The 13,670-nt window shown below is 61.8% G+C and carries 11 protein-coding genes; 4 read left to right on the top strand and 7 right to left on the bottom strand.

The features are described 5' to 3' along the window. Positions 1–177 precede the first annotated feature (177 nt). From Q7U49_RS04840 to Q7U49_RS04830, 3 genes are all read left to right on the top strand, one after another. The gene (locus Q7U49_RS04840; protein WP_304762688.1) at positions 178–1,809 is read left to right on the top strand and encodes a peptide chain release factor 3; all 1,632 of its coding nucleotides are present in this window, start codon (positions 178–180) and stop codon (positions 1,807–1,809) included. Between the two features lie 3 nt (positions 1,810–1,812). Then, the gene (locus Q7U49_RS04835) at positions 1,813–2,970 is read left to right on the top strand and encodes an MFS transporter (protein WP_304762686.1); all 1,158 of its coding nucleotides are present in this window, start codon (positions 1,813–1,815) and stop codon (positions 2,968–2,970) included. Positions 2,971–3,072: 102 nt separating this feature from the next. Then, positions 3,073–4,950 carry a putative nucleotidyltransferase substrate binding domain-containing protein gene (locus tag Q7U49_RS04830; protein WP_304762685.1) on the top strand — a complete coding sequence of 626 codons (1,878 nt, stop codon included), beginning with the start codon at positions 3,073–3,075 and terminating at the stop codon, positions 4,948–4,950. Positions 4,951–4,953: 3 nt separating this feature from the next. On the opposite strand, the gene Q7U49_RS04825 is transcribed toward Q7U49_RS04830, so the two are convergent. From Q7U49_RS04825 to Q7U49_RS04795, 7 genes are all read right to left on the bottom strand, one after another. Beyond that, the gene (locus Q7U49_RS04825; protein ID WP_304762684.1) at positions 4,954–7,128 is read right to left on the bottom strand and encodes an exonuclease domain-containing protein; all 2,175 of its coding nucleotides are present in this window, start codon (positions 7,126–7,128) and stop codon (positions 4,954–4,956) included. Next, on the bottom strand, positions 7,125–7,499 hold the full coding sequence (locus tag Q7U49_RS04820) for a response regulator transcription factor (protein WP_304762682.1): 375 nt from the start codon (positions 7,497–7,499) through the stop codon (positions 7,125–7,127). Before Q7U49_RS04820 ends, Q7U49_RS04825 begins: the two co-directional genes overlap by 4 nt. Before the next feature lie 12 nt (positions 7,500–7,511). Then, positions 7,512–10,232, bottom strand: coding sequence for a sensor histidine kinase (locus Q7U49_RS04815; RefSeq protein ID WP_304762680.1), 2,721 nt, complete (start codon positions 10,230–10,232; stop codon positions 7,512–7,514). Positions 10,233–10,234: 2 nt separating this feature from the next. Then, positions 10,235–10,447, bottom strand: coding sequence for a hypothetical protein (locus Q7U49_RS04810; RefSeq protein WP_304762678.1), 213 nt, complete (start codon positions 10,445–10,447; stop codon positions 10,235–10,237). A gap of 5 nt (positions 10,448–10,452) precedes the next feature. Further along, on the bottom strand, positions 10,453–10,806 hold the full coding sequence (locus Q7U49_RS04805; RefSeq protein WP_304762677.1) for a hypothetical protein: 354 nt from the start codon (positions 10,804–10,806) through the stop codon (positions 10,453–10,455). Between the two features lie 112 nt (positions 10,807–10,918). Beyond that, complete coding sequence (locus Q7U49_RS04800; protein ID WP_304762675.1) at positions 10,919–12,724, bottom strand: sodium:solute symporter family protein; 1,806 nt, start codon at positions 12,722–12,724, stop codon at positions 10,919–10,921. Between the two features lie 10 nt (positions 12,725–12,734). Continuing rightward, positions 12,735–12,995, bottom strand: coding sequence for a DUF4212 domain-containing protein (locus Q7U49_RS04795; RefSeq protein WP_304762672.1), 261 nt, complete (start codon positions 12,993–12,995; stop codon positions 12,735–12,737). A 324-nt stretch (positions 12,996–13,319) separates the two neighbouring features. Here Q7U49_RS04795 and Q7U49_RS04790 point away from each other — a divergent pair, with 324 nt between their 5' ends. Beyond that, complete coding sequence (locus Q7U49_RS04790; RefSeq protein WP_304762670.1) at positions 13,320–13,628, top strand: DUF485 domain-containing protein; 309 nt, start codon at positions 13,320–13,322, stop codon at positions 13,626–13,628. The last annotated feature ends 42 nt before the right edge of the window (positions 13,629–13,670 follow it).

Genomic DNA, 13,670 nt, shown 5'->3' with positions numbered 1-13,670 from the left:
TGTGACCACTTGAATTTAGCACCAATTGGGGCCGTAAACCGACGCCGCACGCCCTTTAAAATAGCGCCATCCCCCCTTGGTTGAATCGCCCGCCCTGGCCACACCCGGCCCGGTCCAGATCGGCCGCGCAGGCAAGGCCAAACGGGCCTGCGTCAACCCCAGACTTGAGAACTCCCAGTGACCTACGCTTTTGAAACCCGCCGCCGCCGCACCTTTGCCATCATCTCGCACCCCGACGCGGGTAAGACCACGCTGACCGAAAAACTGTTGCTGTTCTCGGGTGCGATCCAGATTGCCGGCTCGGTGAAAGCGCGCAAGGCCACGCGCCATGCCACCAGCGACTGGATGGAAATCGAGAAACAGCGCGGCATCTCGGTGGCCAGTTCGGTCATGCAGATGGTCTACCGCGACCACGTCATCAACCTGCTCGACACCCCGGGCCACAAGGACTTCTCCGAGGACACCTACCGCGTGCTCACGGCCGTGGACTCGGCACTGATGGTGATCGACGCGGCCAACGGCGTCGAGTCACAGACCCGCCGGCTGATCGAGGTCTGCCGCCAGCGCGACACCCCCATCATCACCTTCATCAACAAGATGGACCGCGAGGTGCGCGACCCGCTCGACATCCTGGACGAGGTCGAGCGCGAGCTCGGCATGCCCTGCGTGCCCATGACCTGGCCGGTGGGCCAGGGCAAGACCTTCGGCGGCATCATCAACCTGCGCACGCAAGCCATGACGGTGTTCGAGTCGGGCAGCGAGCGCCTGCCGCATGACTTCGAGTCCATGCCTTTGAGCGACCCGGCGGCCTTGCAGAAACGCTTCGGCCATGAATGGGACACCGCCCTGGAAAGCATGGAACTGGCCACCGGCGCCAGTCCCGAGTTCGACCGCGAAGCCTTTTTGGCGGGCAAACAGACCCCGGTGTTCTTTGGCTCGGGTGTCAACAACTTCGGTGTCATGGAAGTGCTCGAGGCGCTGGTCGACCTGGCGCCCTCGCCGGGTCCACGCACCAGCTCGTTCGTGGTCAACAAGCAGCCGGTCATCAAGCAGGTGCAGCCCGAAGACGATGCTTTCTCAGGCGTGGTGTTCAAGGTGCAGGCCAACATGGACGCCAACCACCGCGACCGCATCGCGTTTGTGCGAATCGCCTCGGGCAAATACACCCCCGGCATGAAACTCAAGGTGATGCGCACGGCCAAGGAGCTGCGCCCAACCAGCGTGGTGACCTTCATGAGCCAGCGCCGCGAAGCCGTGCAGGAAGCCTACGCCGGCGACATCGTCGGCTTTACCACCCACGGCGGCGTGCAGCTGGGCGACACCATCACCGACGGCTCGGTCAACCTGCTGTTCACCGGCCTGCCGTTTTTTGCGCCCGAGATGTTCATGACCGTGGTGCTGAAAAACCCGTTGCGCACCAAACAGTTGCAGCAAGGGCTGGCGCAGTTGGGTGAAGAAGGCGCGATCCAGGTGTTCAAGCCCGAGATGGGCGGCAACATGCTGCTCGGCGCCATCGGCCAGCTGCAGTTCGAGGTGGTGCAGCACCGCCTCAAGGGCGAATACGATGCCGATGTGCGGCTGGAGGGCAGCCAGTACACCGGTGCGCGCTGGATCACCGCCGACTCGCCCGGGGAATTGAAGGACTTTGTCTACGCCTACCCGCAACGCATGGCGCGCGACGCAGCCGACACCCTGGCCTACCTGTGCACCAGCCCCTACGACGTGCGCCTGGCGCAGGAGCGCTTTCCCAAAATCCACTTCCACCCGCTGCGCGAGCACGCCGGGCTGGCGCTGCAATCGGCGGGATAAACCTTGCGACAAGGTTTGCTGAGCGTTTTCGGCTCAACGCTGTTCCAGCTGTCGGGCATCTTCATGCTGTCGCCGTTGCTGTTGTTGCTGCTCAAGCAAGCCCAGGTTTCCACCACCGTGGCCGGGTTGTTTGCCGCCACCACCTGGCTCGGCATTTTCGTCATCACGCCCTTTGCCTCGGTCATCACCCACACCCTGGGGCGGCGGCCCACCATGTGGCTGGCCTCCACCTTGCCGATGGTCGCAGCGCTGGGCTTTTTGCTCACCGATGTGCTGTGGGTCTGGTTTGCGCTCGAGCTGATGGCCGGTGTGGCGGGCGGGCTGCGCTGGGTGCTGGCGGAAGCTTTCATTGCCGAATTTGCACCCCCCGGCAAGATCGGCCGCTACATTGGCGCCTATGCCACCATGGTCGGCCTCACCTTTGTGATCGGTCCGGCGCTGCTGGCCTGGGTGGGTCCCGACAACAGCCACGCCCTCTGGCTGGTGATCGCCCTGCTGGCCATTGGCCTGGCCTGGACCGCGCTCATTCCCCCGCTGCCGCCAGACCCTGACCGCCATACCGCAAGCATCGGCCTGGCTGGACTCTGGCGCGCCGTGCGCGCCCATCCGGTGATCATGCTGGCCGGGTTTCTGGGCGGTTTTTTCGAACTGGGCCTGGCCTCCATCCTGCCACTGTACGGGCTCACGCTGGGTCTGGGCGCCAGCACGGCGGCACTGCTGGTGTCGGTCAGTGGCATGGGCGGCACGCTGGCGGCACTGCCTGCGGGCATGCTGGCCGACCGCTTTGATTCCCCCGCTCAGGGCCGGCGCACCCTGATGGCCGTGTGTGCCGCATTGATTTTTCTGTCGGCTTGCGCCAGCCCCTGGGTCGGTCACGCACCGTGGCTGATCTGGCCCATGGTGGCCATTTGGGGCGCCTCGGGCGGCGCCCTCTACACGCTGGCCATGGTCGACATTGGCTCGCGCGAAAAAGGCATGACACTGGTCAACGCCACGGCCGTGCTGGTGCTCACCTACACCCTGGGCGGGCTGATAGCGTCCAGCGTCTCCGGGGCCATGCTTGACGTCTCGCTCGAACTCGGTTTTCCGGCCCTGTTGCTGACCGCGGCCAGCATCGGGCTGGCCGCCTTGCTCAAAAACCGGCACAAACGCTTGCCCTGACGTTACAGTGAGGCCCTGTGCAACAGCGAAAAGCTGCTGTTTTTACATCAAAATATAGCCGAAAATCGTATGCTACGCCCTCACAACCTTGAGTGATCTGTCATGCCCTCCACGCCCAAGCACCCGCCCCTGCTCATCAGCCAATTGTCCCAGCAGCGGGTTTTTTCCCAGCTCAGTGCCAAAAGTCGTGACACCTTGGCGGGCCAATTCACGCTGGCCAACGCCACGGCGGGGGCCACACTGGCGGCGCAAGGCCGCCTGCCAGACCAGCTGGGCCTGATCCTGAGCGGCACCGTGCGCTTGAGCGATCCGGACCTGAACCTGTCGGTTCAACTTGAAGTCGGCAACCTGTTCGGCTTTGGCGTCACGCCAGCACCCCAACTGGCGACCTGGCAGGCCGTGGCTGCCGCCGATTGCGAAGTGGCCTGGCTAGCGGCTGACGTACTGGCACAACTGTGCACCAAACATCCCCAACTGGCGTTTTTCCTGCCCTCACTGCAGCCAGCGCATCAGCCACCGGCGGTGCCGGCACCGCCGGTCAGCGAATCCAGCAATGCACTGAACCTGCTGGGAACGCCCATTCGCAGCCTGATCAAACGCCCACCCATCACCGTGGCCCCCGATACCTCGATCCAGGCGACCGCCGTGCTGATGCGCGACCGGCGAGTGTCCTCGGTGCTGCTGGTCGAACAAGGCCTGCTGTTTGGCCTGGTCACCGACCGTGACCTGCGCAACCGTGTGGTGGCCCTCGACCTGGACATCAGCCGCCCGGTTTCCGACATTGCAACGCTCGCGCCCATGACGGTCAGCGCCAACAGCCCGGCTTTTGAGGCCCTGCTGCTGATGGCGCGCCACAACATCCACCACATCCCGGTGATGGAAGGCGGCGACATTCTGGGCATGATCACGGCCACCGACTTGACCGAGCAGCACAGTACCTCGGCGGTCTACCTGGCCGGCGACATCTACAAACAAAGCTCACTTGATGGCCTGAAAAGCATCAGCACCCGGGTGCGCCAACTGCAACAACACCTGGCCGCGGCCGACGCCAGCGCCTACAGCACCGGCCACATCATCACCGCCATCACCGACGCCATCACGATTCGGCTGATTCACCTGGCCGAAGCGCAACTGGGTCCGGCCCCAGTGGATTACGTGTGGGTCGCCGCCGGCAGCCAGGCGCGCAATGAGCAGACCGCCAAGTCCGACCAGGACAACTGCCTGATCCTGGACGATGCGTTCGACGAAGCAGCGCACGGCGCCTACTTCAAGACTTTCAGCAAATTCGTCTGTGACGGCCTGGCCGAGTGCGGCTACATCCACTGCCCGGGCGAGATGATGGCCATGACCGACATCTGGCGCCAGCCGCGGCGGGTCTGGGCGGAGTACTTCCGCAAGTGGGTCGACAGTCCCAAGCCCAAGTCCTTGATGTTGACCTGCGTATTTTTCGACCTGCGCGCCATCCACGGCCAAGCCGCGTTGCTCGATGGCCTGCGCCAGCAGGTGGTGCAACACACCAAGGGCAACAGCCTGTTTCTGGCGCACATGGTCAGTAACGCCCTCAAGCACCGGCCACCGCTGGGCATGTTTGGCCAGATCACGCTGATCAAGGGCGGCGACAACCCGCACACCATCGACCTCAAACATACCGGCATCGTGCCCATTGTCGACCTCGCGCGGGTCTATGCGCTGGCCGCTGGCGTCACCGTAGCCAACACCCATGACCGGCTAGAGGTCTCGGCCCAGGCCGGCGAAGTGACCGAGCAAAGCGCGCGCGACCTGCGCGGCGCGCTGGAATTTTTAGGCAAATTGCGTATTGCCCACCAGGCGCGGCAAATGGCACAGGGCCAGGCACCTGACAACTTTCTGGCACTGGAAGAACTCAGCAACTTCGAGCGCAGCCACCTCAAGGAGGCTTTCAGCGTGGTGCAAACCCTGCAGGGCGTGCTGGGCCAGCGCTACGCCGGCGGCCGGTTCTAGTCGTCAGTATTTCAGCCGCGCGTAATAGGTCTTTTGCGCAGCCACCCTGGCCTGGCGCAGGGTGGTGATGCCCATCGCCTGTAGCAGGGGCAGCAGGCGCAACCAGACTTCAGCGGTCACGATGGCATCGCCCAAAGCGGTGTGGCGCCCCAGCACGGTGATGTTGAAGCGCTCGGCAATCGCCTCCAGGCGGTGCGACTCCTGGTTCGGATGCACCACCGCCGACAGCAGCAAGGTGTCGAGCACCGGGTGGTTGAACACCAGGCCGGTGTGGCGCTCCTGCAGTTGCAGGAACTTCATGTCAAAAGCGGCGTTGTGCGCCACCAGCACGGTATCCTGGGCAAAGGTGTAGAAGGCCGGCAGCACTTCGGTGATGGGGGGCTTGCCCCTGACCATGTCCTGCGTGATGCCGTGAATCGGCACCGTGGCCGCCGGAATCAGGCGCCCGGGGTTGACCAGTTGCTCAAAACTTTCCTGCCGCAACAGTTTGCCATTGACAATGCGCGCCGCGCCGATCTGGATGATCTGGTCGCCCTCGGACGGATTCAGCCCGGTGGTCTCGGTGTCAAACACGGTGAACGACAGCTCACCCAGCAGGCGATCCTCAAGCGCGCTGCTCTGGTCGGTGGTCTGAAACAGGTCGAAATCGTAGAACTCGGGCCGGCTGTCGTTGTGCAAAATCTGTGTGGCTTCCAGTTGCTCCTGCACACTCGCCATGGGCAACAAAAATCTGAAAAACGCCTCGTGGCGCACGCGCTCCCGTTCAAACCACATCTCGCCGCCATGGCGCTCGATGACATCGCGCACGGTGAGCGGCGTGCTCTCGGCACCAAAACGCATGCTGTCCATCTCCCAACTCATGACGGTCTCGGTGCTCATGGCCTGGCCGGTCCAGATCAGGTCAAGCTGGGCCCGGTTGCCGTTGGCCTGCAGGCGCAAGCGGAAAAACTTGATGTCGAACTCGTCGACCAGGCGCAGCGCCAGGTAATCCAGCGCCTGCGTCAAACTGAAACTGTCGACTTTGAGCCAGACACTGGCGTCCAGGTTTTCCAGCGTGACCGGGCGTTGGCTGCGCACCTCGATGCGGCGCTGGCAGGCCAGCAGCACGTCGGCACCCAGCATTTCCTCCATCGGCCAGCGCGCCTTGAGGCCTTGCGTGGCCTGTTGCGTCATGGTGTTGATGCGCGTGCTCATGCTGCTGACTTCTTCGCGCACCACGGCCAGAAAGCGCTCGCGCATGGGCGCCTCCAGGTCAGGGTAAGCCAGCATCTCGACCGCCGCCTGAATGTTGGCCAGCGAAGAGCGGCTGCCCTCGGTCAGGCCGTGCAGCAACTGGTCGCGCAAATGCTCCTCTTCAAACGCCCGGGTCACGTTGTCGAGCATCAGCACAAAGCCACTGATCTCGGTGGCCCCCCCGGTGGCATCGACACTGCGCACCGGCGCCATTTGCACCTTGAGCAACTGGCCCGCTTGCGTGGTGGTGACAAATTGGGCCGACGGACTGCCGGCACCGCGGCTGATGCGCTGCTGGATGCTCTCCAAAGCGTGCGCCACCAGCTGCCGATCGAACACCGCATAAATGGAGCGCCCGATGCCCACCAGTTCGGCGCCACCCGCCAGCGTGGGCGCCACCGAGAGCGTCTTGAACTGCAGGCGGGCACGGTTGTTGTACAAAATGATGCGGCCGTCCAGATTGCACACCACCACGCTCTGGGTGAGCTCGGACATCAGCGCAGCCAGCCGGTTTTTTTCCTGTTGCACGCTCAGGCTGGCCTGGGCAATCTGGCTGGCCACGTCGGCGCGCAAGCTGTCGCGCTGGGTCGCCAGCTGAAAAATCACTTCGGCCAGCGCCTGGGTCTCGGTGGTGCCCTGGTGGTTCATGGGCGCGGCTTGCGGCGCCGCCAGCAGCACCTGGGTCTGCTCCAGCAATCGCCCCGGCGCACTGGCATAACGCCGGAACAGCCAGCGCAGGGTCGAGCCGATCACCACCAGGCCAAAAATCCAGGTCAGGCCAATCAACACGAAGCGGGGCGCCAGTTGGTCCGCCAGCAAAGCACGTTGTTCGGGCTCCAGGGTCGACGCAATCAGGCCGATCGTGAGCAACAGCCAGACCACCGTGGCCAGGCCGATGACGGCAATCGCCAGCAGCAGGCGGCGGTCGATCTTGGGTCGGTTCATGTTGCGGATCCCAGCATCTCGGCCACCTTCTGCACCAGTTCACGGGTGGCGAAGGGTTTGGTCATGTAGGCATCGGCCCCCAGCGCCAGCCCCTTCGCCACATCGGTGTCACGCCCCTTGGCGGTCAGCATGAGAATCTTGGTGCCCTGCACCGACTCGATGGCGCGGATTTCCTGGCACACCTCGAAGCCGGTCTTTTTGGGCATCATCACATCGAGCAGCACCAGGTCGGGCTGTTCCCGGACGATGGCGTCCACCGCCTCCTGGCCGTCACGTGCAATCACCACGTTATAGCCTTCGCGCTTGAGCAGGTACTCCAGCGAAATCACGATGTTGGGCTCGTCGTCAGCCACCAGTATCTTTGGACTCATCTCGGTCTCCTCTTATATTTTGAATGGCAAGTAAAAGCAAAACGCGGCGCCCTGCCCGGGGTGTGATTCCAGCCACAGCCGGCCACCGAAATGCGCCACGATCTGGCGGCTGATCGGCAAGCCCAGACCGGTCCCCTGAGGGCGGTTGGCGGCATCGCCGCCCTGGCGAAATTTCTCAAAAATCAGCGCCTGCTGCTCAGACGACACACCCGGGCCGTTGTCACGCACCACCACGGTCGCACCAGCATCGTCGCCGCTCAGGCTTACATCAACCCGACCACCAGGCACCGGCACAAATTTGGCGGCATTCGACAGCAAATTCAGCAGCACCTGGGTCAGGCGGTCGGGGTCGGCCAGCAGGACCAGCGGCAGCTCTGGCAAACTGACGGTGACCTGGGCTTGACGCTCACGGAACAACTCGGAGGTGGTCACCACCGCCTGCTGCACCAGCGCGCCCAAATCCACCTCGGCGTTGTGCCATTCGGCATGACCCGACTCGATCTTGGCCATGTCCAGCACCTGGTTCACCAGCCGGGACAAGCGCTCGGTTTCGCTGACGATGATGGCGATGAACTGACTGCGCTGGGCCTCGCCCATGCCGGGGTCGTCGCGCATCAGCTCGGCCAGCGCCCGGATCGAGGTCAGTGGCGTGCGCAGCTCATGGGTGACCGAGGACATGAAGTCATCCTTGAGCCGGTCCAGGCTCTTGAGTTGTTCGTTGGCTGCGCGCAGCTCGCGGGTGGCGCGCTCGAGCGAACTGGATTTTTCTTCCAGCTCCAGCGAGTGCGCACGCAGTTGCGAACTTTCGTCCAGGATACGCAACACATCGTCGGGTGTCAGGGTTTCTTCATCAACACTGCTGGCCACCAGCACCCGCGCCGAGGCGCTGCCCACCGCACCCGACAACTGGGTCTCGACAAACTGCACCAGACGGGCGTCGGGCGTGATGCCGGTCAAACTACTGGCCCCCGCCTGGCGCGCATAGTCGGCAAACAAGGCCTGCGCCCGCTCTGCGCCCATGAAACGTTCGCACAGGCGCAACAAATCCGGCACCGTGGCACGGCCACGCCAGAACACCGGCCGCGCGCTGCTGGTGCGCTCGAACACATCGACGAACAACAGCGCCTGGCTGGCCTCCTGACCATTGGGCGCGCGCCACAGCGACAAGCCCACATAGGCGCCCACATTCACCAGCAGACTCCAGAACAGCGAATGCGTCAGGTTGTCCAGCCCCTGCAAGCCAAACAGTTGCTCGGGCCGCAACCAGTCCAGGCCCAACAGGCCCTGGCTCAGGAAGGCATCCGGCAGCCAGCCCGACTTGGCCAAAGAGGGCAGCATCAGCGTGTAGCACCACATCACAAAGCCGGCCAGCAAACCCACCAGCGCACCCCGGCGCGTGGCGCCTCGCCAGTACAGGCCACCCAACACCGCCGGGGCAAACTGGGCCACGGCGGCAAAGCTGATGAGCCCGATGCTGACCAGCGCGTAGGCTTCACCGGCCAGATGAAAGTAGACGTAGCCCAGCACTAGCACGCCGAGAATGGCGGCACGCCGAATGAGCAAGAGCACACGCGTCAGGTCGTGCCCGGCCTCGGACCTGAAATGCCGGGTGCGCAGCAACAGCGGCATCACCAGCTCGTTGCAGACCATGGTGGACACCGCAATGGTTTCCACAATCACCATGCCGGTGGCCGCCGACAGGCCGCCAATGAAGGCAAACAGCGCCAGCGCGGGCTGACCCGCAGCCAGCGGCAGCGACAAGACAAAATTGTCGGCATTCATCTGCCCCGGCCCGAAATACAACAAGCCCCCGAGGGCAATCGGCAAGACAAACAGATTGATCGCCAGCAGGTACAGCGGAAACACCCAGACCGCCCGACGCAGGTGGCTCTCGCGCACGTTCTCCACCACCATCACCTGGAACTGGCGCGGCAAGAAAATCACCGAAAACATCGACAGCAGCGTCAGGGCAAACCACTGGGTCCAGGCAAAGTTGCCACCCTGCTCAAGCCGCAACAGCTTGGCCAGCTCGGGCACCGCGTGCGCACGCGCAAAAACGTCGGTCAAGCCGTTGAACAAACCGTAGACCACAAACAGGCCTACTGCCAGAAAAGCAATGAGTTTGACCACCGACTCAAAGGCAATGGCCGCCACCAACCCTTCGTGGCGCTCGGCCGAATCCAGATGCCGGGCACCAAACACCATGGTGAAACCCGCCAGCGCCAGCGCCAGGTAAAACGTGCTGTCCTGGGCCCAGTGCACCTGCACCGGCAGTTCGCTCAGTGAGGCCGCCGTGAGCAAACCATAACCCGCTGAAATCGCCTTGAGCTGCAGCGCGATGTAAGGCACGATGCCCACCACCGCAATCAGCGTGACCAGGCCGGCCAGCAGCGGGCTCTTGCCGTAGCGACTGCCAATGAAGTCGGCAATCGAGGTGATGCGGTAGGTCTTGGCAATGCGGATCATCTTGCGAATCACCAGCCAACCCAGAATCATGGCCAGTGTCGGCCCCAGATAAATCGGCAGGAACCAGATGCCGCCCGATGCGGCGCGACCAACGCTGCCAAAATAGGTCCAGGCCGTGCAATAGACCGCCAGCGACAAGGCATAAGTCCAGGGGTTGGCAATGATCGAGCGGCCGCGGGACGCGCGCCAGTCACCAAAGCTGGCCACGGCAAACAGCAGCAGCAGGTAAGCAAACGAAGCCCCGACGACCAGCAGGGGTGACAGCATGGCTAGTCGTCCCCGTCAGCGGCGTGCTGCCGTTCCATCAACCAGGCCACCGCCGCAATCAACAAGGCCCACAGGGCCATCAGGGCGGCCGGCAACAAGGGCACGCCAAGCACGGTGGTGTCCACATCCCACAGCCCCAGCAAGGGAAAGTTAAGCAGTACCCAGCCGCAGCCAAACAGGGCCACCAGGCGCTGGGACGTCAAGCCCTCGGCCATGTCGCTCAGACCTTGCCCTTGAGCCAACTGGCGTGCGCATGGCGACTGAGCGCAAAACTCGCAATGAATTTGCACCAGATGGTGCTGCCGGCAATGGCGCTCCAGGTGCTGTATTCCCACACCCCGGCCAGCACGGCCACAATCACGCACACAATCACCACCCCGGCCACCAGGTTGATGGCCATCTCATAGGGTGCAAATTTTTCCGGGTTGGGCGGTGCCTCGCCACGCTTGATACCCACCTCGGAAAAATCACGGTTCGCCACAATGCGCCAGGCCCGGCGCAACCAGACAAAGCTGATCGGAAACAGCGCCAAAAACAAAATCCACGTCATTGCGACGCTGATATCAAACACCATGGAAGGCTCCAGTTCAAGAAAAAAGCCCCGCCAGCATGACCGACAGGGCTTTCATTGTCACCCCTGCCCACCGAGGCAGGCAAGCGGGTGACTCAGATCATCAAAGCACCTTTTAGTGGGCGCCATCCACCAGCTTGGAGCCACGCGGAATACGCACAGCTTCCACCATGTGCTGGATGTGCTCAGGTGGCTCGGGCGTCACTTTGTCCACAGCGAAAGCCACCGCAAAGTTCACCATTGCGCCAATGGCACCGAAGGCTTCAGGCGTGATGCCGAAGAAGGGGTTCGGACCACCAATGAGACCGAGGTACTCGGTGCCCTTGATGAAGAAGATACCCTTGTGCGCAAACACGTAGAACAGGGTGATGAACAGGCCAGCCAGCATACCGGCCATGGCGCCTTCCTTGTTCATCTTCTTGCTGAAAATACCCATCATGATGGCAGGGAACAACGAACTGGCCGCAATACCGAAGGCCAGGGCCACCGTGCCCGCCGCGAACCCTGGCGGATTCAAGCCAAGGTAACCCGCCACCACGATCGCCACGGCCATCGAGATCTTGCCAGCCATCAGCTCACCCTTTTCAGAGATCTCCGGCGCAAAGATGCCCTTGATCAGGTCATGCGACACGGCCGAAGAAATCGCCATCAGCAAACCGGCAGCCGTCGACAGCGCAGCGGCCAGACCACCGGCAGCCACCAAACCAATCACCCAGTTGGGCAGCAAGGCAATTTCAGGGTTGGCCAACACAATGATGTCGGCGTTCACTGTCAGCTCATTGCCCTTCCAGCCCGCAGCTGCGGCTTTGGCAGCAGCGGCTTCGTTCTTGGTCTTGTCGTTGTAGTACTGGATGCGGCCGTCGCCGTTCTTGTCTTCAAACTTCAGCAGACCGGTCTTTTCCCAGCGCTTCATCCAGTCAGGACGGGCTTCAGCTTGAATACTGGCTTCTGGTGCATACAGGTCACCACCGGCAGCCACCGCACTGTTCACGGCAGAGTGCAGGTTCAACTTGGCCATGGCGGCCACGGCAGGAGCCGTGGTGTACAAAATCGCAATGAAGACCAGCGCCCAACCAGCCGATGAACGCGCGTCTTTCACGGTAGGCACCGTGAAGAATCGCATGATCACGTGGGGCAGACCGGCAGTACCAATCATCAGCGACAAGGTGTAGACAAACATGTTGAGTGTGCTGCCCGCCGTGGTGGTGGTGTACTTGCCAAAGCCGAGGTCAGTCACGACAGAATCCAGCTTCATCAGCAAGGACACATCGGTACCCACCAGGGTGGAGCCCAGACCCAATTGCGGCAGGGCGATACCCGTGAACTGCAAGGAGATAAAGACAGCCGGCACGGTGTAAGCCAGAATCAGCACGATGTACTGCGCCACCTGGGTGTAGGTGATGCCCTTCATGCCGCCGAACACGGCGTACATGAACACGATGCCCATACCGACATAAATGCCGACTTCGCTCGACACGCCCAGGAAACGCGAGAACGCCACGCCCACACCCGTCATCTGACCGATGATGTAGGTGAGTGAAGCGGTCAGCAGGCACAACACGGCAATCACGGCAGCGCCCTGGGAATAGAAGCGGTCACCAATGAACTGCGGCACGGTGAACTTGCCGAATTTGCGCAGGTAGGGTGCCAGCAGCATCGCCAGCAGCACATAGCCGCCGGTCCAACCCATCAGGAACAGGCCGCCGCCGTAACCCATGTTGGCGATCAGGCCGGCCATGGAGATGAAGGACGCCGCACTCATCCAGTCAGCGCCGGTGGCCATGCCGTTCATGATCGGGTTGACGTTGCCACCCGCAGAATAAAACTCACTGGTGGAACCGGCACGTGCCCAGATGGCAATACCGATGTAGAGCGAAAAGCTCAAGCCCACCATGATGTAGATTGTGGTTTGAAGATCCATGTTTTAGTCCTCAGTCTTCATGAACATCAAATTTGATGTCCAGGTTGTTCATGCGCCAGGCGTAGTAAAAAATCTGCGCCACAAAGACGTACATGGAGCCCTGGTGTGCAAACCAGAATCCCAGCGGATAGCCACCGAGGTGGAATTGGTTGAAAAAGTCAACGAACAAAATGCCCGCCCCGAAAGACACCAAAAACCAGAGGATCAGCACGTTCCTCAAAAGTTTGATGGTTTCCTTCCAGTAGGCACCACTGTCATAGTCATGCTTCATGAAGTCTCCTAAGTTTTAATAAGACAAAGCAGCTGAATCAGCTGCGCCTTTACAGTGCGCGGCTTGAACCCGCGCTGATGCAGGGGGGACTATTAAGGCGCTTGCTTACAGTTTTCTTATAAAGCGGGCCCCAGCGCATCAAACGAGGGTAAACACTTAGCGAATAAATTGGGCTTTTTTGGCTAACCGGCTTCACGGGCAAAAACCGCACTTGCCAGCGCACGAATAAGCACCCGGTAAGCGCTGGGTAAGCGCGAGGTAAGTGCTTGGTAAGTACTAACCCTTAGTCTCACTCTCGTCGCAATTTACGAGGAGACATAGTTCATGCAAGATGATTTGATAGAGCGGGTTGTCAACAATCCCCAATACCAGGAGCTCAAGCGCAAGCGCAGCAGCTTTGGCTGGACGCTGACCTGGGCCATGATGATCGTTTACTACGGTTTCATCATGCTGGTGGCGTTCAACAAAGAGTTCCTCTCGCAGAAGCTGGGCGCAGGCGTCATGACCATTGGCGTCCCCATCGGTTTCGGCGTGATTGTGTTCACCGTCATCATCACCACCATTTATGTGCGCCGTGCCAACAGCGAATACGACGACCTGACTGCCGCCATCACCAAGGCGGTACTTAAATGAACTACAAAACTGAACACACACGACGCATCCTCACGCTGCTGG

It is taken from the genome of Rhodoferax sp., assembly GCF_030653815.1.
Classification (GTDB): Bacteria; Pseudomonadota; Gammaproteobacteria; order Burkholderiales; family Burkholderiaceae_C; genus Rhodoferax.
The sequence above is the reverse complement of the archived record's forward strand: the minus strand, read 5'-3'. Positions and strand labels throughout refer to the sequence as shown.